This window comes from Serratia sp. CY33802, assembly GCF_052169095.1.
GTDB classification, from domain to species: Bacteria; Pseudomonadota; Gammaproteobacteria; order Enterobacterales; family Enterobacteriaceae; genus Serratia; species Serratia bockelmannii.
The window spans coordinates 633,301-654,410 of sequence record NZ_JBJNLL010000002.1; the positions used below are offsets into that span (position 1 = coordinate 633,301).

The following is a 21,110-nucleotide window of genomic DNA, read 5'->3' on the forward strand; positions in this document are numbered from 1 at the left end:
TCCCCCATTTCCCGTATTCACCGCCTGAAACCTGAAGAAGGAGGCGAGACCATGGTCAGCGTTTTCGATATTTTCAAAATTGGCATCGGCCCATCCAGTTCCCACACCGTTGGCCCGATGAAGGCCGGCAAACAGTTCGTCGACGATCTGATCGCCCACCAGCAGTTGCAGGACACCACCCGCGTGGTGGTCGACGTCTACGGTTCGCTGTCGTTGACCGGTAAAGGTCACCACACCGACATCGCCATCATCATGGGCCTGGCCGGCAACCTGCCGCACGACGTGGACATCGACAGCATCCCGGGCTTTATCCGCGACGTGGAACAGCGCGGCCGCCTGCCGCTGGCCAACGGCCACCACGAGGTGGATTTTCCGCTGCACGGCGGCATGAATTTCCACAGCGACAACCTGCCGCTGCACGAAAACGGCATGCGCATCCGTGCCTTCGCCGGTGAACGCCTGCTGCACAGCAAAACCTATTACTCGATCGGCGGCGGTTTCATCGTCGACGAAGAACACTTCGGCCAGTCCGCCGAGGGCGCCACGCCGGTGCCCTACCCGTTCAAATCAGCGCACGATCTGCAGCAGCATTGCAAAGACACCGGGCTGTCGTTGTCCGGCCTGGTGATGCAGAACGAGCTGGCGCTGCGCAGCAAGGCGGACATCGACGCGCATTTCGCCGACGTCTGGCAGGTGATGAGCGCCGGTATCGAGCGCGGCATCAACACCGAAGGCCTGCTGCCTGGCCCGATGAAAGTGCCGCGCCGCGCCGCCGCGCTGCGACGCATTCTGGTGACCGGCGACAAGAACAATATCGATCCGATGAACGTGGTCGATTGGATCAACATGTTCGCGCTGGCCGTCAACGAAGAGAACGCCGCCGGTGGCCGCGTGGTCACCGCGCCGACCAACGGCGCGTGTGGCATTATCCCTGCGGTACTGGCCTACTACGACAAGTTCATCCGCCCGGTGAACGCCAACTCCTACACACGCTACTTCCTGGCGTCCGGCGTGATTGGCGCGTTGTACAAGATGAACGCCTCGATCTCCGGCGCCGAAGTGGGTTGCCAGGGGGAAGTGGGCGTGGCCTGTTCGATGGCGGCGGCCGGGTTGACCGAGCTGCTCGGCGGCAGCCCGGCGCAGGTGTGCATCGCGGCGGAGATCGCCATGGAGCACCATTTGGGGCTGACCTGCGATCCGCTCGCCGGCCAGGTTCAGGTGCCCTGCATCGAACGCAACGCCATTTCCGCCGTTAAGGCGGTCAACGCCGCACGCATGGCGATGCGCCGGACCAGCGAACCGCGGGTTTGTCTGGATAAGGTGATCGAAACCATGTACGAGACCGGCAAAGACATGAACGCCAAATACCGCGAAACCTCACAGGGCGGGCTGGCGATCAAGGTCGTGGCCTGCAACTGATCGCCACGGCGAGGTACTTAAGGCGCCAGCCGGTGTGACTTGGCCGGCGCCGTTTCAATAGCGATCCTTTCCTGCCGCAACGCCGGGCTGAATACCCGCGCGAAGCCCCACAGCCCCGGGACGAGCGCTGTGCCGCAGCCAGCCGTAAAGTTCGGCATTACGCCGGAATCCCATTTTGCGCATGACGCTCATCTTGTGATTGCTGACCGTCTTCACGCTAATGTCCAGCATCCGGGCGATTTGCGTGACTCCCATCTCCCGCGTCATGCAGCGCATGATCTCTTGTTCGCGCAGCGTCAGGCCCCGGTGTTGGCATACGCAGCTCCTGCCACAGCGCAGTCTGCCCGGCCATTTGCTGCGCCGCTCCAGCTCGGCGCTCACCTGATACAGCGCCGAAACCAACGGCATATCGTGGTAGATGACGCCAGCCTCCAGCGAGCAGCGGTTACCGACGGTGCGTTTATGCCGTCCCTCCGGCGTTCGCAACGAGAAATACAGCGTTTTACGCCCCGCGGGCTGCGCCTCAGAGAGGTGACAAAAACAGCTTTGCACGCCGGGAGGAAAATAGCAGAACACCAAATCTGCTTCGTGAACCTGCCGCGCATCCACTAACAGCGTGCGCTTGCCGTAAGTGCTGAAATGCAGCGCCAGGGCCTCTTGCCAACCGGCGCTGAAGTATCGATTCTCATCAAATAGCGCGATTTTTATCATCGTGTTCATCCCTGTTCTCCCGCCGTGTCGGCTTCCCGTTTAACCGCCTGGACGCCCTTCGCCGGCGCCTGGCTGTTGTCGATGCGCAATTCATAAACCATGGTGGCGTTGGGCGGCACCTTCGGCGGGTAGCCGGTTTCACCGTAGGCCAGCGCCGGCGGCACGACCATCGTCAACGAGCCGTGGTTGTGCAGATGACCTATCGCCTCCCGGAACAGCGGCGGGTATTCGGACAGCGGTTGCGACAGCACCTTGCCGCTCAGATCCATATCCTGGATCACCGTGCCGTCGGTCAGCTTCTCTTTCACCACGACATCGACCACCGCCGTTGGCGCCAGCGCGCCCTCCCCGGCGTAATCCACCCGATACCAGAAGCCCATCGCCGACTGCTTTACGCCCTTTTGTTGACTGAACTGCGCCAGATAATCTTCATCGCGCCGCCGCTGCTGGTTAACGCGTTTCTCACGCGCGGCCACGGCGGCGGCATCCGCCTGCGCCGTCAGCGTATTCAGTTCATCCGGCGGCAGCTGCAAACGCCCCGCCACGCTGTCGATAACGCCCGCCAACAGGCTGTCGCGGTCCACCGGTACCCCCCAGCTTTGACGCTCCGTCATCAACCCCTGAATATCCCGCCCCAGCGCACTGCCCGCCGCATAGGACAACCGTTTCCGTTCATCCTTCAACTGCTCCGGCGTCATCTCCCATTGCAGCCGCTTACGCAACGCCAGCAGGTCTTCGCGCGCCTGCTGAGTCGCCTTCTGCTCACCGGCCCGCTTCTGCTCGCTTTCTTCCAACGCGGCGCGCAGAGCGTGCAACGCCTCCTGGTGCTCGCGTTGACGTTGTGCAAGCGTCTGTGCCGATGCCTGCGCGGCAGACTCAAGTTCGGTGACGCGCCGTTCGGCCTGCGCCGCCGTCGTTCTGCTTTTGGCGGTTTCCTGCGTCGCCTGACGCAACAGCGCCTCGGCGCGCTGCGCGTCGGGCGAACCTCGCCAGGCAGCGCCCAGCCCGGCAATCCACTGTTGAAGCGTCGACGAGTCCGGCAACGCTGCGACGGGTGGCGCCGCTTTCTCCGCCCGCAGCGCAGTAAGTTCCTGGCGCAACATCGTCAGTTCCATTCGCTGGCGCGCCAGCTGTTGGTCACGCGTCAATAATTCCTGGCTCAGCGTAAAAGCTTTGGCCGATGAAGCAGGCTGGTGGGTGTCCGGCGGACGCTTTGCCGGCTCACGCTTTTTTTGCCCCGCCTCGCGGTCGGCGGGCGCCGTGTTTTCGCTCTTCGGCGCGGTGTTCTGCCGTTGATACTGCTCGGCAAACTGCAGCAGCGCCGGCACGCCGTCGTCCGCCTGCGCGACGCCGGTGAACAGCAGAGCCGCACAGCCCAGCAGGCGCAGCCTCATTTAACCTGCTCCCCGCGATCCGCCAAGCCGGTCAACACCGCCTGATTCACCCCGGCGCACAGATAGTTGACCTTGTAGCGATACAGCGCATCCACCGTCTCCTGCGTGTCGCCGTTTACCCTGGCGCGCAGGTTGGCGTACTGCGAAGCGCCGCTCATCAGGCTGTCGAAGGCCTGTTTGTAGCGCTGATACTGTTTCTCGTCGATCGTGCGCAATGCACCCAGTTGCTGCTGGCACTGCCGCAGCTGCTCGGCCTCACGCTGCTTGCGCAAAGCCTCTTCTGACGGAGCTTGCACAGCCTGATTTTTGGTGTTCACGGCGGGCTTGCCCGACTTTTGGTTTTGACAGGCGGCGGCGCTCAACGCCAACAGGCACAACAGGCCCATGCGCAGGGCGCGATTGAGGAGCTTTATCATCATTGCGTTTTTTGTCCTTGTAGACGCTTATTCGTATTCCAACGTAAAGGTGGCCACCGCGCTGAAGGTGCCGCGGCCGATGGACTTCGTTTGGATGGCCTCCGGCTCCCCCTGCACATAGGCCTGCAGCGTGAGCGTGGTGTTGCCGGCATTCAGGCGGAATTTATCGCTGGCGCGATTGAGCGGCAGCGCCTTGCCGGTGCTGTCCTCCAGCCCGATGCCGATCCCCGAGGCCAGGCTGCCGGCATCCAGCGCCAACAGGCCGGGCAGTTTGGCGTTCTCGGTGCCGGTAAACGTAATGGCCACCGTATTGCCCAGGCTGAGATCGCATTCAGTCAGGTGCAACGCGAAGGTTTGGCTGTGGGTGCGGGTGTTCAGGTACAGGTATTTGTCGACGATGGTGCCGAAATCCAGTTGGATGTCCTCATCCCCCGGCTGAATGACGCACGGCTCGGCCACCAGCGTACCGTGAAAGCGCATGTTTTCCGCCGCAGCCGCCGGCTGCGCCATCATGCCGGCCGCCATGACCATGCCTGCCCCCAACAGCGCGCTTCGGCGCCGGTTCGTCTCTGTTGCGCGCATGACGCCACTCCCTTTGGTTGTGCTTGCGCCTACCAGGCGCAAGCGGCGTATTAGTCGTAATAAAGACGGAAATCGATCGCCGCGCGGTAAGCGCCGGCGCTCAGCGTCGCCGGGGTGCGCACCGGCGTCACCGTATACGTCAGGGTGTTTTGCCCCGGCGTCAGCAAGATCGGTTTGTTGCGCGCGCCGAGGCGGACCGGCAGGCCGCGGGCATCCGCCAACTGCAACCCCAATCCGGTGACGCCGGCCACCCTGACCAGACCCGGCGCGTCGTCATCCGTCGGCGCGGAAAACGCGACGGACACCGCAGGCTGGCTGCCGCTCCAGGCCAGAACCCCAGTCCAGGCGTCGCGGTTGCTCGCCGGCGCCCGCAGACAGTCTTTCAGCGTCAGCTCGAAGGCGACCGGCGTGCCGCGATCGCCCGGACGCTGGAAGTGCGCCGTTCCGGTCTCCCCCAGCCAAACCTCCTGACGAGCGGTGGTCATTTCCAGGCTGCAGGCGCTTTCCGTTAACGCGCCGTAGACGTGGAGCGTGCCATTCGCGCCCTCCACGTCCCAGTTGTCCACCGCGCGGGCCGGCGGCATCAGCATCAGCATCGTGCCTGCCGTCAGCGGTACCATCAGCGCGGCCAACACCGTCAGGCCGATAGTGCGTCGCTGATGACGTTCATAGGCCTTTCCCAACAGCATGGGGATCTTTCGTTGCATGATTCGTTCACTCCGCTGTGTTCACTCTGTCTTCCCTGCTTGCGCGCGGATCGTCATTTGGCGACCGGTACGACCTGGCAGGCATTGCCGCCGCAGCGGAAGTTCAACTGCGGCCGACCACCGTAATCGTTGATGTACGCCAGCGACGGGCCGCTACCGAGGCTCGCGGCGGAGACGTTCAGCGGGGCGCTGGCCTTCGGCGCCACCATCAACGGTTCAAAGCCGGCGGCCCCTTTCCCGCCCTTGCCGGCGCTCGCCTCAACGATCGTCACGTAATAAGGGGTCGGGTTGTTCACCACGTACTTGTCGCCCTGCCGGGTCAGCGTCAGCTGCTCCTGCCACGGTGCGGCGTTCTTTTTCGGGGCGAGCGCCGCCGGGCGATAAAACATTTTGATGCGCGTCTGCAACGCTATCTGCAGCGTGTTCGGCTTATTGCTGCGCGGCGGGATCTCGCGCAGATTGAAGTAATACAGCGTCTCCCTGTCCTGCGGCAGCTGACGTGCTGCCGGCAGCGACTGGATCTTCACCTGGCTCGGTTTGCCCGGCTCCACCCGCTGCACCGGCGGCAGCACGGTAAAAGGGTTTTGGATTTTGTTGCCGCGATCGTCTTCGATCCATCCCTGCGCCAGATAAGGCAACTGTTTGTTCTGGTTACTGATGTTGAGACTGACCGTTTTCAGGTCGCCGTCGAAAATCACACGCGTGCGATCCAGCGCAATGGCCGCATGAGCGGGCAGGCTGACCGCGCCGATCGTCAACGCGGCGACGAGCGGGCTCACAAGGAAAACGGTCTTTCTGGTCATAGTCAGATTCATCATGTCTTCACGGTTCCAGTCGGCCGGAAGCGGGCGAGCCCGCCCCGGCGGTTTAGCGGCGGAGCGCACTCCGCCGGGTGTATGTCAGTTGGCGTTCTCCGCCGGCTTGTTACCGGTGAGAGGACGGCAAGGCAGCAGCAGCGTATTCATCAACATTTCGGCCGGCAACGGCGCCGGCAGCTGGATTTCACACTGCGCCGCGCCGTTCCAGTGCACGCTCATGCGCTCGCCGGGGTTGAGGCCGGACAGGTAAACGCTGCCGCCGTCATTGATGATGCCGGTCTCCTGCTTACGGGCATTCAGCACCGTGGCGCCGAACGGCGGCTCGCTGCCGTCCGCCAGCTTGACGATCGCCATCGCCTTCTCGCCGGCAATCACTTCAAACTTGCGGTAGCCGATAGCCCCCTCGGTCAACGTGGCCTGCACCACCGAACGCGTCGCCTCGACGTTGTCGCTTAGGCTGTTGAGATCGATGCTGGCCTTATTGCGGTAGTAGCTGTTCACATCCGCCACCACCGCCTTGCCGTAACGGTTGGTCAGCACCGTACTGCCATAGCCACGTACCGGTACACCGGCGACGCCTTCGGTATCGAGCAGCAAGCGCGTGCCGCCCGGCGTATTGACGCGGTGCAGCACCGCTCCTTCCGCCGCCATCGTCAGGCCGCCCTGCGCGCCGATGCCGACGGCGCTGTACCGGCCGGCCTGGTAGCTGGCGTTGGCATTGATCTGCGCCATATCGCCCTGATGGCTGTAATACCCGCTGGCCGTCGCCCCACTGCGCGCGGCGCCTGCGCTGATCTGATAGTTGTTGTGTTCATCAACCCGGTTGTAGTACCCGACCCGATGGGCGTTCTCTTCGCGATCGAGCGTCATGTTGTAACTGAGCGTCCCGGCGCTGCCCCAGGGCAGCGACAGCGACAGGTACATCCCGTCGTCGTTGCGCTCGTTGTAACGGTTGCGATAGGCCGACAGCGAAACGCTGACGTTCTTGAAATCGCCGATATCGAAGTAGCGCGATACCATCAGGTTGTAACGATCGTTCGGCGCCCGATCCCAGTAGGTTTGGTGGCTGTAGTTGAGATAGGTGCTGAGCCCCAGATCGCGGAACTGTTTGTTGAAGGTGATGGTGTACATCTCCTTGCTCTTGCCGCTGCGTCCCCCTTCGTAACGCGCATCGAGGTAGTCCCCCATGCTCATAAAATCTTCCTGGGAGAAGCGGTAACCGGCAAAGGTGACCTGGCTGTCGTATTCATCGAAGTTCTTCGAATAGCTCAGCCGGTACGAACCGCCGGTCAGCGTGCCATCCTGCGGCAAACGCGCACGCGACTGCGTGGCATCGAACGACAGCGCCCCCAGCGCCATCAGATCGCGCCCGATCCCCAGCGACAGCGCGTTATAATCGCCGCCGGCGATGCCCCCACCGTACAACGACCAGCCGTTGCTGATCCCCCAGGAGAACTCGCCGGTGCCAAACATCGGCCCGCGCAGATGGTGCCCCCACTCCGACGGTTTGCCCGTCGCCAGCTTGTAACGCACCGTACCCGGGCGCGTCAGATAAGGGATGTTGGCGGTGTTCATCTTGAACTCCTGCACGCTGCCGTCTTGCTCTTCGACGCGCACGTCCAGCTCGCCGGAAACGGCGTCATTGATGTCCTGAATGCGGAACGGCCCCGCCGCCACCTGCGTTTCATACAGCACGCGCCCCTGCTGGCTGACCACCACCTTAGCGTTGGTTTTCGCCACGCCGGTCACTTCCGGCGCATAGCCGCGCAGGTTGGGCGGCAACATGCTGTCGTCGGATCGCAGACTGACACCGGTAAAGCGCAGACTGTCGAAAATGTCGGAGTTCAGGTAATCCTCACCCATCGTCAACCGCGAGCGCAGCGCCGGGATCGCCCGGTAGGCGTAATAGCGGCTCCAGTCGAACTGTTTATCGGTAGGCTGAGAAGAACCGGTCTGATGGTTGAGGTTAGCCTGCCAGTCGGCGCGCAGACGCCAGGCGCCCAGGTTGGCGCCGCCGGTGCCGTTGCCGCTCAGGCTGTAACTGCTGCCGCCTTTCTGGTGTTTTTGCGTTTGGGCGTTAACGTTATAGTCAAACAGCAGCCCAGGAATACCGTCATCCCAGCGCGAAGGCGGGTCCCAGTTTTCCGAGCTGTATTCCAGATAGGCCTGAGGAATGTTGAGATACAACGAGGAGCTGGCAAGATCGCCGCGGGCTTCCATCCCCGCCAGACTCGAGGCGTCAAGGCAACGGCCGCCGTGCGTCCAGTTCAGCGTGCTTAACAGTTTTTCTTTCAGCCCCAGTTGGTTGACCAATTCCGGCGAAAGACAGGCTTCGCTGCCTTTAGGATCGTTCTCAGGTGCCAAAAACGTTACCGGCTGTTCCGGCAGGTCGTTCTTATTGACGTGCACCACCATGGTATAAACGCCCGGCATGATGTAGCCGCTGCGCGTAAATTGGCTCAGATCGATATTTTTACGATCGTTGATGTCTAATACGTCAGTATTGAATTGAATAACGTCGGCGGCATAGACCAACGCGATCGGATTTCCCAGAGAAAGGGCAACACAGAGCCCCAAAGCTTGAAGACGAAATAACTTCCCTGCCGGTGAAAGCATAATAAAAGTCCTTTCAATAACGAATTAACCGTCAGTACGAGAAAAAATCAAAAATAATCCAGCTTAAAACGCACTGTGGAAAAATACGCTCCCGCCTTCAACGGCTGATGATTCGGCATCAACGTCATGGAATAATTCAGCACTCTATTTCCCGGTATTATTCCTTCCATCGGTAAGGGTTTCCCTGGAATAACCGGCGTGCCGTTGCTGTCTTTTATCTTCAATGCGACGCCGCGCGCCTCGCCCTGTACGCCAAACAGAGCGCCTTCCGCATAACCATCAAACGTGACCTGAAAGAATTTCCAATCAGGTTTGTTTTCCGGCCGTTCCAAAATGCAGTTGACCAATTCAATACTGAAAGGTTTGGTCATCCCCTGGCCGTCACGAATGATCTGCCCGAGAGGAAGAGTGTCCATATCGATCGTCTGATCGCGGCTGCCGGCGGCAATGGCGCAGGCGGTGTCGATAATGGCGCCGTGCATGTTGACTTTGCCCCACCCCTGCGCGGCGGAAGTTGCATAGCCGGGCGCAAACGCCAACGACGCCAAAAGAACGGCACCCGCTCGATTCCTTGGTAAAAACATCGCGACATTCCTTTGACAGGGAGATTCACCAGGCATGTGGCGAGCCCCATGCCTGGTTGATTAAGCCTTCGGACTCACTTACTGATAAGCCAGGGTGAAATCGGCTACGGCGGTGAAGTCGCCCGGAACGATGGCGGCGGAAGCTCCTTCGCCCTGCAGGTAGGCGGCGAAATGCAGGGTGTTGTTGCCGGTGTTCAGAGTCTGCGCGGTAGTCGCTTCACCCAGTTTGATCGGCTGGCCGTTGTAAGAGATAGCTACGCCGGCGCCGCTGGCGGTGCCCGCGATGCCCAGCAGATCCTTATCGGTAGACGATGCTACGCCGCTAAAGGTGGTTTTAACGGTTTTCAGGGTGGTGATGTCGCACTGCTCCAGCTTGATTTCAAACGGACGCGGGTTGGATTTGCCGCCGTTTTTCAACGCCACGTTGGACACCTGGCCCAGATCTACGGTCTGATCGATCGACTCAGGCGCAATAGAGCATGGCGCATCAATAATAGAGCCCGTGAAGGTGACCTTACCGTGTCCCTGATCGGCTGCCTGTGCAAAAGAACTTGCGCCAAATGCAATCACTGCAGCCATCATGATTTTGTTAAGTTTCATAGAACCTATATTCCTTATAAGAAAAAATGCATATTCCAATCAAGAAAAAGAGCCACAGGAAACCTGCTCGCGCTTATATGTGCGCAGCCCTAATTCTTTAGCATCTTGCTAGTTGGTTAACTGCCAAACCCCAAAGGCACCGACAATAAAAAAGTCGATAACGGCAAGTCTGCAGCGGCCCACCCATTAATGAATTCGCCCTATAAAAATAAACGAAATCACAACGAGCAGGGGCCAATACTTTCTAATCCGCCCTTCTTGTTCGGCGATGAATATTCTGGCAAATGCCTCTCAGCAAAAAAAGGCTTTTTTTGATCAAGGCGAACATTCGCAATTTATTTCCTAATTGAAGTTAATTTACTGTTATTTTTAGGCTCATAGATCGTAAAAAATACTTTTATAGAGCAATATCCTGTTTTTGCGAGATTCACAAGTAATCAGATCGCAAAGTGGCGCTTTGTGAATATAATAAACCAAAATTTTAGGTTTCTGCGTGACGCCACCCCTGCCTGAACATAGGTAAAAACGGGGCGGGCAACGCCTTTTTTTTCAATCCTGATAAATAGATAGGAATTTTCTTTGTTCGCGTTTTACCTCGTTGTTGGTAGGCGGCGAATGTTTGTTTTTTCTTAGGAATACGGCAATCGGAATACAGAGGAAGTGCTATGGAAGCGTTATCTCCGAAACAAAAGGAAATACGGCAATTGCAGCACGATCTGCTGCAAACATTATTCGCGCAATCGCCCCGTCAATGTCCCGTCGCCGGGCCGCCGCCACAGCAGCAGTGGCTCTCGACGCGGCAACTGGCCAATGCCGTCAACGTCGGTGTTTACCGGGCTCGACGGCTGTTATTGGATCTTGTCGCCCGACAAGAAGTGATTGTGACGGACGGCTCCATCAACAACTCGTTGAGGTGGTATCCCACCGCGTTGCTGGACGGTGGTGATAACAACGGCATACCCAACAAAGATGCATCTCACTCTCCTTTAACGGAATAAATAGGGCCAGCCGGCCTGATTGGCAATATTTCATTGCGGAGTAACGCCGCACACCATTTATATATATCGGGATATTATCGTGAGAAAAACAGCCCTGCTATTTTTACGTTGCTGCCTGGCACTCTCTTTCTTCCTGCTGCTTGGCAACGCCAACGCATTTACCTGCCGCACGTCCGATGGCGGACTGATTCCACCCGGGGGCTCGACCACGCCGGTTGACGTCCGGGTTCGCATCGGGCCGCAGCTTTCTTATGGCAAAAACGAAATCGTCAACGTCAGCCAGGTCACCTGTAAAAACGACGTCGCGAGCTGGTATGACTATCTCAAAACCGACAGTCCGGCGCTGTCGATGAACAGTGCGATTTTTGGCGCCATCGGCAGCGGTACCACCATCAACGGCAGCGACTATAACTCCCCGGTGCCTGCCGGCATCAGCGTACTCAGCCTCACCGGCTTGCAGACCCAGTCTGTCGCCATCCGGGTCTATATCGTGTTGAACCGTTTCCCAACGCCGGACATCAAGGTGAACAAGGGCGACGTCATCGGCCAAATCAACTTTATTCAGACCAACGATCAGCCGGGTTGTCCGCAGTGCGGCGTTTATCGCTGGCGCCTGATCGCCGACAACGACGCCTACTTCGTCACCACCAGTTGCACCATTAACAACGGCCAGCAGATTAATGTCGATTTTGGTCAGATCCGCCAGGACTTTCTGACTCAAAGCGCCAGCGATGCCCAGATCAAACAGGACAAAGCGCTCAGCTACCAGTGCGACGATCAGAGTGCGACGCAGGATATTCTGATCCGCATGGTCAGCGACGCCAGCGGCTTCTCCAGCGATTTTATCAAGACCACCAATCCTAACGTCGGCGTGGCGATGGTGTATAACGGCGCGGTGGTGAAACCCAACAATGCCTTCAGAACACGCATCGTCAACGGTCTGGGTAACGATACCGTGACCTTTGTGCCGGTGAAGAACAATGTCCCTTACACCAGTATCGCCACCGGTCCGCTGTCGGGCTCGGCCACGCTGATCTTCAGCGCACCTTGAGACGGGAGCCAGAATGAACATGACGATAAAAACGGGCTGCGCCCTGCTGTTGGCGCTGGAATTGATTAGCTCGGCCGCTCAGGCCGCCGATCAGGGCACCAAAGTCAACATCACCGCCACCGTAGTGGCGCCTCCGCCTTGCGTGATCAACGACGGGCGCACCATCGATATCGACTTCGGCAAGGTCGGCATCAAGCGCATCGACGGCAACCGCTATATGCAACGCATCGATTACAGCATCAAATGCGAGTTTCTGGATAACAGCCGCCAGCTGAAAATGAAGATCATGGGCGGCGCGGCGGCCTTCGACGGCAGCGTGTTAACCAGCAGCGTCAATGGATTGGGCATCAAGCTGTTGGCCAACGGTAAGGCCTTCGCCATCAATACGCCGCTGGACATCGACTACGCCAATCCGCCGACGCTTGATGCGGTGCCGGTAAAAAACAGCGCCGTCACCCTGGCGGAAGGCGATTTCACCAGCGGCGCCACCATGCTGGTGGACTACTTTTAATCACCGCGCCGCAGAAACTCGCGAAAAAAAGCCGCAACGTCTCCGTTGCGGCTTGGTCGAGGATGGTGCGCCCGGGGCGCTCCTTACATCAGGCTATTCAGCCGAAGATCCCGCCGAACCACTGGCTCAGCTTCATCATCACCATATCCCAGATGCGGCTGAAGAAGTTGCCCTCTTTCACCTCTTGCATCACCACCAGCGGGTGCTGTTCGATGGTTTTGCCGTCCAGCTGGAAATCGATGGTGCCGACCACCTGGTTTTTCGCCAGCGGCGCTTCCAGCGTCGGTTGGGTCAGCTTGTAGCTGGCCTTCAGGTTTTTCATCTGCCCTTTCGGAATGGTGACCGAGGCGTCTTTCGCCACGCCAAGCGGCACTTCGCTGACGTCGCCGAACCACACTTTCTGGGTGACGAACGGTTTATCGGCCTTGATCGGCGTCGCGGTTTCATAGAAGCGGAAGCCCCAGGTCAGCAGCTTTTCGCTTTCGCTAAAGCGCACGCGATCGCTCGGCGCGCCTAAAACCACCGAGATCAGACGCATCGGTCCGTCGGTAGCGGACGCCACCAGGTTGTGGCCGGCGCCGCTGGTGTAACCGGTCTTGATACCGTCGACGTTCAGGTTGCTGCTCCACAGCAGACGGTTGCGGTTAATCTGGCGGATCTTGTTGAAGGTGAACTCTTTCTCTTTATGCAGCGCGTATTCGTCCGGCACGTCGCGGATCAGCGCCTGACTCAACAGCGCCATGTCACGCGCGGTGCTGTACTGCCCTTCCGCATCCAGGCCGTGCACCGTCAGGAAGTGGGTATTCTGCAGGCCCAGGGATTTGGCATAGTTGTTCATCAGGCCAACGAACGAATCCTGGCTGCCCGCCACGTAGTCTGCCAGCGCGATGCTGGCATCGTTACCCGACTGGATCACGATGCCCTTATTCAGTTCCAGCACCGGCACCTGATCGCCCGGCTTGATGAACATCAGCGAAGAGCCGCGCAGCGCCGGGTTACCGGGCGCCCAGGCGTCTTTGCCGACGGTGACCATGTCTTCCGGCTTGATCTTGCCGGCCTTGATCGCCTGGCCGATCACGTAGCTGGACATGATCTTGGTCAGGCTGGCGGGATCGAGACGGGTGTCGGCATTGCCTTCGGTCAGCACCTTGCCGCTGTTGTAATCCATCAGAATGTAGGCCTTGGCGTCTACCTGCGGCGGCGCCGGCGGCTCGGCGGCGCGCACGGCCGGGGCAGCCAGCAACAGGATGCCTACGCTGAAGGTCAGTTTTTTCAGGGAAGTGGATAAGTTTTTTTTCATCATGACGTCGCCAGAGTGTCCATTCAAACCATTGAAATAGCGTTAACTTTCAAACATGTTCACGTTTTAAGCCAACCAGCGAGAGTGGCCCGGTGCGCGCATGCCGGCCGCAACCCCCTGCGGCGCCCATAGCGGGTAACACAACGCACCGAAAATGCCCTTGCTGTGAGTTTATGTGATTTATCTTATTTTTGCAGGGTTTAGCGTGAATTTTCAGCATTTTTACATAACTGTACGCAGGCCCCTGCTGATCGTTTAAAAAAACATCGTGACGCGCATTTTTGCACCCATCCACGGCTACACGGCCAAGCATCTGCACCGCTAAACATCTGCGCATCCATACGTCTAAAAAAGATTAATATATTCCATAATGGCATATAGAACCGTTATTTGTTCTTTTTAAAGCGCTTATCCTCAGCGCTATCATCCGCACAACGACTTTTATACCGAATAATCCTGGAGATGAGTCATGGCGATCCCCCATTCCGTCATCGAGATGATTGGCAATACCCCGATGCTGGAACTGACCCAGTTCGATACCGGCCCATGCCGGCTGTTCGTCAAGCTGGAGAACCAAAACCCCGGCGGTTCGATCAAAGACCGCGTCGCGCTGTCGATGATCGAACAGGCCGAGCGCGACGGCAAACTGCAGCCGGGCGGCACCATCATCGAAGCCACCGCCGGCAATACCGGCCTGGGGTTGGCGCTGGTAGCGGCGCTGAAAGGCTATAAGCTGCTGCTGGTGGTGCCGGACAAGATGAGCCGCGAAAAGATCTTCCACCTGCGCGCACTGGGCGTGGAAGTGCTGCTGACCCGTTCGGACGTCGGCAAAGGGCACCCGGCTTACTATCAGGATTACGCCAAACGCCTCGTTGGAGAGATCCCCGGCGCCTTTTATATCGATCAGTTCAACAACCCGGCCAATCCGGCGGCCCATACGACCACTACCGCGCCCGAACTGTGGCAGCAGATGGAGCATGACGTGGACGCTATCGTCGTCGGTGTCGGCTCCGGCGGCACGCTGGGCGGGCTGAGCCGCTATTTCGCCGACGTTTCGCCGCAGACGGAATTTGTGCTCGCCGACCCTGCCGGCTCTATCCTGGCGGACTATCTCGACCACGGCCACATCGGCGAAGCGGGCAGTTGGTTAGTTGAGGGCATCGGCGAAGACTTCGTCCCACCGCTCAGCGACTTTGACCAGGTCCGCCACGCGTACCGCATCGGCGACGCGGAGGCCTTTACCACCGCGCGCGATCTGCTGCGCAAGGAAGGCGTGCTGGCGGGATCGTCCACCGGCACCCTGCTGGCCGCCGCTCTGCGTTACTGCCGCGCGCAAACCCAACCCAAGCGGGTCGTGACCTTCGTTTGCGACAGCGGCAACAAATACCTGTCTAAAATGTATAACGACCACTGGATGCTGGAGCAGGGCCTGCTGAGCAAACCGCAGCACGGCGATCTGCGCGATCTGATCGCCTATCGCCACGACGAAGGCGCCGCCGTTTCCGCCGCGCCGGACGACACGCTGGCGATCGTGCACGCCCGCATGCGGCTGTACGACATCTCGCAGCTACCGGTGCTGGAAGGCGATCGGGTCGTCGGATTGATCGATGAGTGGGATCTGCTGAACGCCGTCCAGGCCGACGCCGCCCACTTCAGCCTGCCGGCCGGCAGCGCGATGACCAAGCAGGTCCAGACGCTGCAAAAGGAAGCCGGCTACGAGGAATTACAGGCCACCTTCAACCATGGCCACGTCGCGGTGGTGCTCGACGGCGAGCGCTTCCTCGGCCTGATTACCCGCACAGACGTGCTTAACGCCTGGCGCCAAAAATTACGTTAATAAGGACCCATTATGGCCAAGTTTGATACGTTGACCGTTCACGCCGGTTACACCCCGGACGCGACCGGCGCAGTGATGCCGGCGATTTACGCCACCTCCACCTACGCCCAACCGGCACCGGGCGAGCATACCGGCTACGAATACTCCCGCAGCGCCAACCCGACGCGCACCGCGCTGGAAAGCGCCATCGCCGAACTGGAAGGCGGCAGCCGCGGCTACGCCTTCGCCTCCGGTCTGGCGGCCTGCTCCACGGTGCTGGAGCTGCTCGATAAAGACAGCCACCTGATCGCGGTAGACGACCTGTACGGCGGCACCTATCGCCTGCTGGAAAAAGTGCGCAGCCGCACCGCCGGCCTGCGCGTGACTTACGTGTCGCCGGCGGATCTCGCCGGGCTGGAACAGGCGATCGAACCGGATACCAAAATGATCTGGGTCGAAACGCCGACCAACCCGCTGCTCAAGCTGGCGGATCTGAGCGCCATCGCCGCGATCGCCAAAAAGCATCAGCTCATCAGCGTGGCGGACAACACCTTCGCCTCGCCGTATCTGCAACGTCCGCTGGATCTGGGCTTTGACGTGGTGGTGCACTCCGCCACCAAATACCTCAACGGCCACTCCGACGTGGTGGCGGGCGTCGCGGCGGTGGGGGATAACCCGGCGCTGGCGGAACAGCTCGGCTTCCTGCAAAACGCGGTCGGCGGCATTCTCGATCCGTTCAGCAGCTTCCTGACGCTGCGCGGCATTCGCACCCTGGCCCTGCGCATGCAGCGCCACAGCGACAGCGCGCTGCGCATCGCCCAGTGGCTGGAGAGCCAGCCGCAGGTGGAAAACGTCTACTATCCCGGCCTGCCGAGCCATCCGCAGCATGAGCTGGCGGCACGCCAGATGACGCGCTTCGGCGGCATGATCTCGGTACGGCTGAAAGGCGACGACGCCTATGCGCGTCGGGTCATCCAGCGTTCGCGCCTGTTCACCCTGGCGGAAAGCCTGGGCGGCGTGGAAAGCCTGATTAGCCAGCCGTTCAGCATGACGCACGCCTCCATTCCGCTGGAACAGCGCCTGGCAACCGGCATCACGCCGCAGCTGGTGCGCCTGTCGGTAGGGATTGAGGATGTGGAAGATCTGATCGCCGATCTGCAGCAGGCGCTGGCGGAATAATCGCCTGAATCAATCGTCATCAGCCCGGCCGGCGCGCCGGGCTTTTTTGTGCCTGATGTTCAGACGCCGATGACGTCCCGATAAAAGCGCTGTGCCACATCGGGGTGGGAACGAATGCGGCCTTTCAGGTAGTTATACCCCACGTCGCGCAGCAGCGGATTGAGCGGATCGCTGGCCGGGCCCCGAGCCTGCGCCGCCAACGGCGGCGGCAGTTGATACAGCGGCACCACCGCGTCCAGCCGTGCGCCGAGGAAGAACGCGATCGACAACCTGTCGCGCCCTGCCGGCGGCGTCTCCACCCGATGCACCGTGGCGCGCAGATAGCCGTTGGTCGCCAGCTCCAGCAGCTCGCCGATGTTCACCACGAAAGTGTCTTCACGCGGCTGCGCGTCTATCCACCGCCCTTCGCTCACCTCCACCTGCAGCCCTTTTTGCGCGTCCTGCAGCAGGAAGCTGAGAAACCCGGAGTCCTTGTGTGCGCCAACGCCCTGTGCGCTGCCGGTAGCCTCCCGCCCCGGATAGCGGATCAGTTTGATGTGCTCGTTGGGCTTCTCGCCGTACAAGCGATCGAACGCCTGCTCCGGCAGCGACAGCGCCAAAGCGAAAGCGCGCAGCAGCCGCAGCGACATGGCGGTCATCGCCTGTTGCCACTGCAGCAGCAGCGGTTTCAGCGTCGGTAGCGCTGCCGGCCACTGGTTTGGCCCCTGCAGGCGCGCCCAGCGTGGCGTGTCGTCAGACAACGTCAGCGCCGGGCGTTCGGCGCCGATATCGAACTGCTCGCGCCAGTCAGGCTGCCCGCGCGTGAGCTCCGCCGCCGCCCGGTTGTAACCGCGAAAGTGCGGCGAATGCACCATCTGCACCGCCAGCTTGTCGGCTTCCGGCAGGGCGAAAAATTGCCGCGCGGCGTGCTGCAGTCGCGCATTCAACGCGCCGTCTACGCCGTGCCCACGCAGATAGAAAAAACCGACGTCGCGGGCCGCCGCGCGCAAATCGTCGAGAAAGGCGTGCCGCTGGCGCGCATCACCGTCAAGCTGCGAAAGATCCAGCAGCGGCAGCGTCTTCAGCGTCGTCAGATGCGTCATCATGCGGTTCCTCTTCTTCCCCGATCACGATCGGGCTGCCATACAGACGAATAATCAACATTGTCACTCCCCAGCGGGTAGCTGCATTTGCCCCATAGTTATCACCGCGCTCGCCGGAGCGGCCAATATTGTTGCGTTCTAAGTTATGCAAACGTTCAACAAACTGTCGCAAAACCGTCATCAATGTTTCTTATGCTCTGCGCAATTTCGCCGACGCCGCTGGCTGGCGATGGGCGCTATCCGCTATCCTGTAAACGACCTCATACCCTGCCTGCCGGAGAAATACTGATGGATTTAGCCTTATTCGACCTGGATGAAACCCTGATTGACGATGACAGCGCCAGCCTGTGGATCCGCTGGCTGGTCGGCCAGGGCTTCGCGCCGGCGGAGCTGGAACTGCAGGAGCAGCAGCTGATGCAGCTCTATTATCAGGGCAAGCTGTCGATGGAGGACTACATGCAGGCCACGCTGGCGCCGCTGACCGGCCTGAGCGTGCAAACCGTGGCCGGCTGGGTGCAACGCTACATTCGCCGCGATATCCTGCCGCGCGTCTATCCCGCCGCCCGTGAGCGCCTGCAGTGGCACCGCGAACGCGGCGACTGCATCCTGGTGATCTCCGCCACCGGCGAGCACCTGGTGGCGCCGATCGCCGAACAGCTCGGCGCCGACGATGCGCTGGCAATCGGCGTGGAAATCAGCGACGGTCGCTTCACCGGCCACACCTACGGCACCATGACCTACCAACAGGGCAAGGTGATCCGCCTGCAGCACTGGCTTGCGCAGCATCCGCACCTGAAGTTCGAGCACAGCCACGGCTACAGCGACTCTCTCAACGACAAGGCGATGCTGCAATTCGTCGACAGCGCCACGGTGATCAACCCCGACAGCGAACTGAGCGCGCTAGCGGCGGAGCACGGCTGGGAAGTGTGCCGCTGGGAGCGTTGATCGGCAGACAAAAAATGCCCTGCGGTGTGACAAAAAGCGCATTGTGGCGTAGGTATTAAGGGTCTTTAATCCGCTAACGGAGTTATCCCATGCTGACCATTTGGGGTCGTGAGAATTCGAACAACGTCAGGAAGGTGCTGTGGTGCGCCGCCGAACTGGGGCTGAGCTATACCCACATCAACGCCGGCGGCGCGTTCGGCAAGGTCAACGAAGAGAGTTACCGCGCGTTGAACCCGAACGGCCTGGTGCCGCTGCTGCAGGACGATGACTTCGTGCTGTGGGAGTCCAACACTATCGTGCGCTACCTGGCGGCGAAATTCGGCGACGCGACGTTCTATCCGCAAGATCTGCAGGCGCGCGCCGCCGCCGAGAAATGGATGGACTGGACCACCTCAACCATCGTTCCGGCCTTCACCATCGTCTTTTGGGGCCTGATCCGCACCGCGCCGGAGCTGCGCGACATGGCGAAAATAGAAGCGGCGACCGCCACGCTGGAAAAACACTTCGATATCATTGAACAGACGTTGGCGCACCAGCCTTACCTCTCCGGCGACGCGTTCGGCTTCGGCGATATCCCGCTCGGCAGCTTCGCCTACGGCTGGTTCGAGATGCCGATCGCCCGCCGCCCACGGCCGAACATGGAGCGCTGGTATCAGCAACTGCGCGCTCGCCCGGCCTATCAGCGCGGCGTGATGAGCGAGCTCACCTGATGCGTGCGGGGCGTTACGACGCCCCGACCTTCAGCAGCTTGCCGTCCCGTTCGTCCGTCAGCAAATACAGATAGCCATCCGGTCCGCTGCGCACCTCGCGGATGCGTTCGCCGCGATCGCCCAGCAGCCGCTCTTCCGCCACCACTTTGTCACCCTCCAGCGTCAGGCGAATCAGTTCCTTTTGCGCCAACGCGCCGATGAACAGCGAGTGACGCCAGGCAGGGAAGCGCTGCCCGTCATAGAACGCCATGCCGCTGAGGCCGGGCGAGACTCGCCAATAGTGCAGCGGTTGTTCGGTGCCGGGCACCCGCTCTCCTTTCGCCTCCGGGATCGGCTGGCCGGAATAGTTGATGCCGTAGGTGGCCAGCGGCCAGCCGTAGTTTTTACCCGGCAGCGGGATGTTGAGCTCATCGCCGCCGCGCGGGCCGTGCTCGTGTTCCCAGATCGCGCCGCTCCACGGGTTCAATGCCAGCCCTTGCGGATTGCGGTGGCCGTAAGACCAGACCTCCGGGCGTTTACCTGCCTGGCCGACCCAGGGATTATCTGGTGGTATCGCGCCCTCGGCGGTCAGCCGCACCAGCTTGCCCTGCAGTTTGTCGGTTTCCTGCGCCGTCGGCCGCTGGTTGTTTTCACCCAGCGCGATAAACAGGTAGCCTTGCCTGTCGAACGCCAGCTTGCCGCCGAAGTGATTGCCGACCGACAGCTTGGGCTGCTGACGGAAGATCACCTTAAAGTTCTCCAGCCGCGCGCCATCGTCGCTCAGGCGGCCATAGCCGACCGCCGTGCCGGCTTTGCCGCCCTCGCCCGGTTCGGCGAAGCTGAGGTATACCCGGCGGCTGGCGGCGAAGTCGGGGGCCGGCAACACCTCCAGCAGGCCGCCCTGCCCCTCGGCGTAGACCTGCGGCACGCCGGCGATCGGTGCCGACAGGCCTTTGCCCGGCTGCCATAGCCGCAGCCGGCCGGGCCGTTCGGTGATAAGCAGGCCTTGATCCGCCGGCAAGAAGGCCAGCGACCAGGGGTGTTCCAGGCCGTCCTGCAGTTGGCTGACCGTCGGCGCGGCGTGCAGCAGGCCGCTGCACAGCAGCAAACTGGCCAGCAGAGTCAATCGGGGCATGGTGTCCTCCTGGGGTGAAAATGACCCGTTTAGTGTAGTCTACTCAGCGGATGTGGTCGTTTGCATTACATTTCAATAGGTTGCCTTTTGGCCGTAGTGTGCTTAAGTTAACGCATCACCCAGGAGGAAAAATGGACATTACCGTTACCGACGCGATTGACGAACAAACCCTCGATGCGATCAGGCAAGGGCTGCGCGCTTACAACCTGCCGCATATCGACGCCAGCCACCGCAAGCCGCTCAGCGTCTATGCGCGCGACGAAGCCGGTACGGTGATCGGCGGCCTGACCGCCGAAACCTGGGGCAACTGGCTGAGCGTCGAGTGGCTGTGGGTGGCGGATACCCAGCGCGGCAGCGGCCTCGGTGGCCGGCTGATGCGCGCCGCCGAACGCGAGGCGCAGGCGCGCGGCTGCCGCTACGCTCGCCTGGATACCTTCAGCTTCCAGGCGCGGCCGTTCTACGAAAAACTCGGCTATCAGCTGCAAATGACGCTGAAAGATTATCCGGTGGAACATGAGTGTTATTTTCTCACCAAAACCCTGACTGATTAATGGATG

General features: G+C 60.5%; 22 protein-coding genes. 9 read left to right on the forward strand and 13 right to left on the reverse strand.

The window, feature by feature from the left end:
- The first annotated feature begins 51 nt into the window (after positions 1-51).
- On the forward strand, positions 52-1,419 hold the full coding sequence (locus ACJ8HA_RS09565) for an L-serine ammonia-lyase (protein ID WP_025302221.1): 1,368 nt from the start codon (positions 52-54) through the stop codon (positions 1,417-1,419).
- A gap of 54 nt (positions 1,420-1,473) precedes the next feature.
- Here ACJ8HA_RS09565 and ACJ8HA_RS09570 read toward each other — a convergent pair whose 3' ends face one another.
- The 9 genes from ACJ8HA_RS09570 to ACJ8HA_RS09610 form a co-directional block, all read right to left on the reverse strand.
- Positions 1,474-2,139, reverse strand: a complete 666-nt coding sequence (locus tag ACJ8HA_RS09570; protein ID WP_049295312.1) for a response regulator transcription factor — start codon at positions 2,137-2,139, stop codon at positions 1,474-1,476.
- Positions 2,136-3,524: an FKBP-type peptidyl-prolyl cis-trans isomerase N-terminal domain-containing protein gene (locus tag ACJ8HA_RS09575; RefSeq protein ID WP_193403096.1), complete on the reverse strand. Its 1,389-nt coding sequence runs from the start codon at positions 3,522-3,524 to the stop codon at positions 2,136-2,138. The genes ACJ8HA_RS09570 and ACJ8HA_RS09575 overlap by 4 nt, the downstream gene beginning before the upstream one ends.
- On the reverse strand, positions 3,521-3,943 hold the full coding sequence (locus ACJ8HA_RS09580) for a hypothetical protein (protein ID WP_060447509.1): 423 nt from the start codon (positions 3,941-3,943) through the stop codon (positions 3,521-3,523). Before ACJ8HA_RS09580 ends, ACJ8HA_RS09575 begins: the two co-directional genes overlap by 4 nt.
- Positions 3,944-3,967: 24 nt before the next feature.
- A complete protein-coding gene (locus ACJ8HA_RS09585) occupies positions 3,968-4,522 on the reverse strand; it encodes a fimbrial protein (RefSeq protein WP_060447510.1) in 555 nt (184 codons plus the stop codon).
- A gap of 50 nt (positions 4,523-4,572) precedes the next feature.
- Positions 4,573-5,211, reverse strand: a complete 639-nt coding sequence (locus tag ACJ8HA_RS09590; RefSeq protein WP_038629099.1) for a fimbrial protein — start codon at positions 5,209-5,211, stop codon at positions 4,573-4,575.
- A gap of 71 nt (positions 5,212-5,282) precedes the next feature.
- Entirely contained in the window at positions 5,283-6,047 is a 765-nt protein-coding gene (locus ACJ8HA_RS09595; protein WP_089195705.1) for a fimbria/pilus periplasmic chaperone, read from the reverse strand.
- An 81-nt stretch (positions 6,048-6,128) separates the two neighbouring features.
- Positions 6,129-8,663, reverse strand: coding sequence for an outer membrane usher protein (locus tag ACJ8HA_RS09600; RefSeq protein WP_075201352.1), 2,535 nt, complete (start codon positions 8,661-8,663; stop codon positions 6,129-6,131).
- Between the two features lie 47 nt (positions 8,664-8,710).
- Positions 8,711-9,247, reverse strand: a complete 537-nt coding sequence (locus tag ACJ8HA_RS09605; protein WP_025302213.1) for a fimbrial protein — start codon at positions 9,245-9,247, stop codon at positions 8,711-8,713.
- 78 nt (positions 9,248-9,325) lie between these two features.
- Positions 9,326-9,847 carry a fimbrial protein gene (locus ACJ8HA_RS09610; RefSeq protein WP_025302212.1) on the reverse strand — a complete coding sequence of 174 codons (522 nt, stop codon included), beginning with the start codon at positions 9,845-9,847 and terminating at the stop codon, positions 9,326-9,328.
- A 665-nt stretch (positions 9,848-10,512) separates the two neighbouring features.
- Here ACJ8HA_RS09610 and ACJ8HA_RS09615 point away from each other — a divergent pair.
- The 3 genes from ACJ8HA_RS09615 to ACJ8HA_RS09625 all read left to right on the forward strand — a co-directional run bounded on the left by ACJ8HA_RS09615 (position 10,513) and on the right by ACJ8HA_RS09625 (position 12,407).
- Entirely contained in the window at positions 10,513-10,845 is a 333-nt protein-coding gene (locus ACJ8HA_RS09615) for a hypothetical protein (protein ID WP_025302211.1), read from the forward strand.
- A 232-nt stretch (positions 10,846-11,077) separates the two neighbouring features.
- Positions 11,078-11,896: a fimbrial protein gene (locus tag ACJ8HA_RS09620; RefSeq protein WP_038630232.1), complete on the forward strand. Its 819-nt coding sequence runs from the start codon at positions 11,078-11,080 to the stop codon at positions 11,894-11,896.
- Between the two features lie 19 nt (positions 11,897-11,915).
- Positions 11,916-12,407: a fimbrial protein gene (locus ACJ8HA_RS09625; RefSeq protein WP_225735588.1), complete on the forward strand. Its 492-nt coding sequence runs from the start codon at positions 11,916-11,918 to the stop codon at positions 12,405-12,407.
- A 97-nt stretch (positions 12,408-12,504) separates the two neighbouring features.
- Here the strand turns inward: ACJ8HA_RS09625 and ACJ8HA_RS09630 are convergent, their stop codons facing one another.
- Positions 12,505-13,710: a serine hydrolase gene (locus tag ACJ8HA_RS09630; protein WP_043137823.1), complete on the reverse strand. Its 1,206-nt coding sequence runs from the start codon at positions 13,708-13,710 to the stop codon at positions 12,505-12,507.
- A gap of 466 nt (positions 13,711-14,176) precedes the next feature.
- Here ACJ8HA_RS09630 and ACJ8HA_RS09635 point away from each other — a divergent pair, with 466 nt between their 5' ends.
- Both ACJ8HA_RS09635 and ACJ8HA_RS09640 read left to right on the forward strand, forming a co-directional pair.
- Positions 14,177-15,544: a pyridoxal-phosphate dependent enzyme gene (locus ACJ8HA_RS09635; protein WP_442515309.1), complete on the forward strand. Its 1,368-nt coding sequence runs from the start codon at positions 14,177-14,179 to the stop codon at positions 15,542-15,544.
- Positions 15,545-15,556: 12 nt separating this feature from the next.
- Complete coding sequence (locus ACJ8HA_RS09640; protein WP_025302206.1) at positions 15,557-16,702, forward strand: trans-sulfuration enzyme family protein; 1,146 nt, start codon at positions 15,557-15,559, stop codon at positions 16,700-16,702.
- Positions 16,703-16,761: 59 nt separating this feature from the next.
- Here the strand turns inward: ACJ8HA_RS09640 and ACJ8HA_RS09645 are convergent, their stop codons facing one another.
- Positions 16,762-17,784: an isopenicillin N synthase family dioxygenase gene (locus ACJ8HA_RS09645; protein WP_089180718.1), complete on the reverse strand. Its 1,023-nt coding sequence runs from the start codon at positions 17,782-17,784 to the stop codon at positions 16,762-16,764.
- Entirely contained in the window at positions 17,729-17,965 is a 237-nt protein-coding gene (locus ACJ8HA_RS09650; RefSeq protein WP_072008235.1) for a hypothetical protein, read from the reverse strand. The genes ACJ8HA_RS09645 and ACJ8HA_RS09650 overlap by 56 nt, the downstream gene beginning before the upstream one ends.
- Positions 17,966-18,072: 107 nt before the next feature.
- On the opposite strand from ACJ8HA_RS09650, the gene ACJ8HA_RS09655 reads away from it, so the two are divergent.
- Together ACJ8HA_RS09655 and ACJ8HA_RS09660 are read left to right on the forward strand one after the other, a co-directional pair.
- Entirely contained in the window at positions 18,073-18,729 is a 657-nt protein-coding gene (locus ACJ8HA_RS09655) for an HAD family hydrolase (protein WP_025302204.1), read from the forward strand.
- Positions 18,730-18,818: 89 nt separating this feature from the next.
- Positions 18,819-19,439, forward strand: coding sequence for a glutathione S-transferase family protein (locus tag ACJ8HA_RS09660; protein WP_043137833.1), 621 nt, complete (start codon positions 18,819-18,821; stop codon positions 19,437-19,439).
- Positions 19,440-19,452: 13 nt separating this feature from the next.
- Here the strand turns inward: ACJ8HA_RS09660 and ACJ8HA_RS09665 are convergent, their stop codons facing one another.
- Positions 19,453-20,553, reverse strand: coding sequence for a PQQ-dependent sugar dehydrogenase (locus ACJ8HA_RS09665; RefSeq protein WP_442515310.1), 1,101 nt, complete (start codon positions 20,551-20,553; stop codon positions 19,453-19,455).
- A 131-nt stretch (positions 20,554-20,684) separates the two neighbouring features.
- Here ACJ8HA_RS09665 and ACJ8HA_RS09670 point away from each other — a divergent pair, with 131 nt between their 5' ends.
- The gene (locus ACJ8HA_RS09670) at positions 20,685-21,104 is read left to right on the forward strand and encodes a GNAT family N-acetyltransferase (RefSeq protein WP_025302201.1); all 420 of its coding nucleotides are present in this window, start codon (positions 20,685-20,687) and stop codon (positions 21,102-21,104) included.
- Positions 21,105-21,110 lie beyond the last annotated feature (6 nt).

Excerpts from the sequence above, each read along its gene's own strand:
- ACJ8HA_RS09565 (WP_025302221.1), top strand. The coding sequence starts at position 52 with ATGGTCAGCGTTTTCGATATTTTCAAAATTGGCATCGGCCCATCCAGT.
- ACJ8HA_RS09570 (WP_049295312.1), bottom strand. The coding sequence starts at position 2,139 with ATGAACACGATGATAAAAATCGCGCTATTTGATGAGAATCGATACTTC.
- ACJ8HA_RS09575 (WP_193403096.1), bottom strand. The coding sequence starts at position 3,524 with ATGAGGCTGCGCCTGCTGGGCTGTGCGGCTCTGCTGTTCACCGGCGTC.
- ACJ8HA_RS09580 (WP_060447509.1), bottom strand. The coding sequence starts at position 3,943 with ATGATGATAAAGCTCCTCAATCGCGCCCTGCGCATGGGCCTGTTGTGC.
- ACJ8HA_RS09585 (WP_060447510.1), bottom strand. The coding sequence starts at position 4,522 with ATGCGCGCAACAGAGACGAACCGGCGCCGAAGCGCGCTGTTGGGGGCA.
- ACJ8HA_RS09590 (WP_038629099.1), bottom strand. The coding sequence starts at position 5,211 with ATGCTGTTGGGAAAGGCCTATGAACGTCATCAGCGACGCACTATCGGC.
- ACJ8HA_RS09595 (WP_089195705.1), bottom strand. The coding sequence starts at position 6,047 with ATGATGAATCTGACTATGACCAGAAAGACCGTTTTCCTTGTGAGCCCG.
- ACJ8HA_RS09600 (WP_075201352.1), bottom strand. The coding sequence starts at position 8,663 with ATGCTTTCACCGGCAGGGAAGTTATTTCGTCTTCAAGCTTTGGGGCTC.
- ACJ8HA_RS09605 (WP_025302213.1), bottom strand. The coding sequence starts at position 9,247 with ATGTTTTTACCAAGGAATCGAGCGGGTGCCGTTCTTTTGGCGTCGTTG.
- ACJ8HA_RS09610 (WP_025302212.1), bottom strand. The coding sequence starts at position 9,847 with ATGAAACTTAACAAAATCATGATGGCTGCAGTGATTGCATTTGGCGCA.
- ACJ8HA_RS09615 (WP_025302211.1), top strand. The coding sequence starts at position 10,513 with ATGGAAGCGTTATCTCCGAAACAAAAGGAAATACGGCAATTGCAGCAC.
- ACJ8HA_RS09625 (WP_225735588.1), top strand. The coding sequence starts at position 11,916 with ATGACGATAAAAACGGGCTGCGCCCTGCTGTTGGCGCTGGAATTGATT.
- ACJ8HA_RS09630 (WP_043137823.1), bottom strand. The coding sequence starts at position 13,710 with ATGATGAAAAAAAACTTATCCACTTCCCTGAAAAAACTGACCTTCAGC.
- ACJ8HA_RS09635 (WP_442515309.1), top strand. The coding sequence starts at position 14,177 with ATGGCGATCCCCCATTCCGTCATCGAGATGATTGGCAATACCCCGATG.
- ACJ8HA_RS09640 (WP_025302206.1), top strand. The coding sequence starts at position 15,557 with ATGGCCAAGTTTGATACGTTGACCGTTCACGCCGGTTACACCCCGGAC.
- ACJ8HA_RS09645 (WP_089180718.1), bottom strand. The coding sequence starts at position 17,784 with ATGACGCATCTGACGACGCTGAAGACGCTGCCGCTGCTGGATCTTTCG.
- ACJ8HA_RS09650 (WP_072008235.1), bottom strand. The coding sequence starts at position 17,965 with ATGACGGTTTTGCGACAGTTTGTTGAACGTTTGCATAACTTAGAACGC.
- ACJ8HA_RS09655 (WP_025302204.1), top strand. The coding sequence starts at position 18,073 with ATGGATTTAGCCTTATTCGACCTGGATGAAACCCTGATTGACGATGAC.
- ACJ8HA_RS09660 (WP_043137833.1), top strand. The coding sequence starts at position 18,819 with ATGCTGACCATTTGGGGTCGTGAGAATTCGAACAACGTCAGGAAGGTG.
- ACJ8HA_RS09665 (WP_442515310.1), bottom strand. The coding sequence starts at position 20,553 with ATGCCCCGATTGACTCTGCTGGCCAGTTTGCTGCTGTGCAGCGGCCTG.
- ACJ8HA_RS09670 (WP_025302201.1), top strand. The coding sequence starts at position 20,685 with ATGGACATTACCGTTACCGACGCGATTGACGAACAAACCCTCGATGCG.